Raw genomic sequence first — 2,238 nt, 5'->3', positions numbered from 1 at the left:
GGGCGCGGAGTTGGCACTGGCGACACCGTCGACCTTCTCGAGGGCGGTGACCAGTTTCCTCTCGGCGGCCTTGCCGGCGGCGTCGGGGGCCTGGACCGCCAGGACGAGCGGGCCGTTGAAGCCAGGCCCGAACCCGTCGGCGATCATGTCGTACGCCTGCCGGTTCGTCGAGGTCGTGGGCAGGTTGCCGTCGTCGGAGGCACCCAGGCGCAGCGACAGCGTCGGCAGCGCGAGCGCCGCGAGCACGGCCAGTGCGACGAGGGCCAGCGTCCTGGGCCTGGCCTGCACCCGCTCGGCCCACCGGCCCCACAGCCCAGGCCGGCCCGAGGAGCTCGGCCCGGTCCAGCCGGACTGCCGTTGATGATGCCGACGTTCAGGGTGAGCATGCCCAGCAGCGCGACGACGACGGTCAGCCCGGCGAACACCACGGCCCGGCCGGAGGTGTTGAGGGCCTTGGCTGCCGATTCGGCGACGCTCATGCCCGCCATGAGGTTGGTGCGGTGCCGGTTGACGATGAACAGCGCGTAGTCGATGCCCACGCCCAGACCGATCAGCGAACCCAGGGTGAGCGTGGTGTCGGAGAGTGTGATGACGTGGCTGAGCAGGATCACCGTGACCGCGGAGGTGCCGACACCGACGATGGCCGTGATGATCGGCAGCGCCGCCACCCAGACGGCCCGGAAGACGAACAGCAGCACGATGAAGGCGAGGGCGATGCCCATGACGTCGGCGACTGGGTTGGGAGCGGGGTTGACGGTGAACGCCTGCCCGTTCAGCGCGATGTGCAGGGTCCCCGACTCCGGGCCGGTGGCGATGTCCTTCACATGGTCGACCTGGGTGTCCTCCACCTCCCGGTCGAATGCGACCGAGGCGTAGGCCGTCTGGCCGTCCTTGCTGATCTGCCCCTTGCCGAGTGGTGTGTAGGGGCTGGTCACCTCGGCGACGCCCGGTGCCTCGGCTATCTCCTTCAGAGTCCGGGTCATCACCTGCTTGGCGGCGGGCTCGGTGACCTCACCGCCGTTCACCTGCCAGACCACCCGGCCGCTCTTGCCCGCCGCACTGTTGGAGGCTTGCTGGAGCAGTGCCGTCGCCTTGGCCGAGTCGGTGTCCTGCGAGGTCGGGCTGTTGCCGAAGGCGCTGCCGGCCGCACCGACTCCGGCGCCGAGAGCGAGCAACAGGCCTACCCAGACCAGGACGACGGCGAGCCGGTGCCGGTGGCACCAGCGGGCGAGAGGGGACATCGACGAGCCTTTCCAGGGGACTGTCACGCGTGCGGGCCGACGATCACGGCCCACTTGAACACTCGCAGTTCTCCGGTCTCTCGTCATTGGCCGTTGGCAGGCACTTGCGTCTACTGCGATCGCAGCAGAGAGGGGGGCAAGCGTCTGCCGTCGACGGCCCCGATCGGACATGTGCAGGACGCTTCGACGATCCCCGGGAGCTGGCACGCGCCGCACCAGCACGGCCCCTTCCGTGCGGTCGATTACGCAGGTGATGCCACTGCTGGGGATGTGAGGTCGTCGACGAGCCGGCGTTGCCAGATCTCCTCGTCCGGCTCGGCGCGACAGTAACGATCGTGGTGAGCTGGTGTACGGCCGCCTACGAGGCGAGGTATGCCGACTGCCAGCGCGGCCGGTTGACGTTCATCGCGTACATCGACCCGACGTTGACGAGGGTGCCGATGCCGCGGGCGACCATCTGTCCGCCGACGTTGCGGGCGCACCGCCACACGCCGTTGAGGTTGGCATCCAGCACCTGGTGCCATTCCTCATCGGTGACGTCCAGCGCGGTGCTGCCCTTGCTGATGCACGGGTTGTTGACCAGGTCACATCCCGGCCGGTTCCGCTCGGAGGCGGTCTTCGCCTCCTTCGCCGGTGTCTCACCGATCCCCGCGTCCTGGGTCGAGGTCGTCAAGCCGTACGGACAGAGTGTGCGGGCCTTCCCGGCACTCAAGGCGTCGCAGCGCCCACCAGCCAGTCGCGTCCTGGGTGAGGGCCAGTACGCAAGAGCGCGCGCTTTCACAACAAAGATAAAGACGAGGAACTGCAACGGCGCCGGCTCCCGTCCTGCGATCAGAGAATCCGGTGTGGCCCTCGAGCACCTCATCCTGGTGGACGGCGAAGAGGCGAAGCCGGCGGCAGGCACCCTCAGCCTGGAAATCCTCCGCGCTCGGGGCCGGGCGAACACCTCGTTCGACTTCGACGCGGCCTGGCGCGCCGTCCAGCCGGACGACGTGCT

The 2,238-nt window shown here is 68.9% G+C and carries 2 protein-coding genes; both read right to left on the bottom strand.

What is annotated here, in order from left to right; all coding sequences use genetic code 11:
• Window positions 1-143: 143 nt before the first annotated feature.
• Window positions 144-1,241 carry an MMPL family transporter gene (locus tag IG99_RS43265; RefSeq protein ID WP_051866632.1) on the bottom strand — a complete coding sequence of 366 codons (1,098 nt, stop codon included), beginning with the start codon at window positions 1,239-1,241 and terminating at the stop codon, window positions 144-146.
• 358 nt (window positions 1,242-1,599) lie between these two features.
• Window positions 1,600-1,914, bottom strand: a complete 315-nt coding sequence (locus IG99_RS49970) for an SDR family NAD(P)-dependent oxidoreductase (RefSeq protein ID WP_051866631.1) — start codon at window positions 1,912-1,914, stop codon at window positions 1,600-1,602.
• Window positions 1,915-2,238 lie beyond the last annotated feature (324 nt).

Origin of the sequence: Streptomyces griseus subsp. griseus, from assembly GCF_000720255.1 — a bacterium.
In the GTDB taxonomy this organism is placed as follows: Bacteria; Actinomycetota; Actinomycetes; order Streptomycetales; family Streptomycetaceae; genus Streptomyces; species Streptomyces griseus_I.
This window is presented reverse-complemented; position numbering and strand designations above follow the sequence as displayed.

What these genes read in the sequence shown, in the direction of transcription:
- IG99_RS43265 (WP_051866632.1), bottom strand. Translation starts at nt 1,241, where the DNA reads ATGTCCCCTCTCGCCCGCTGGTGCCACCGGCACCGGCTCGCCGTCGTC.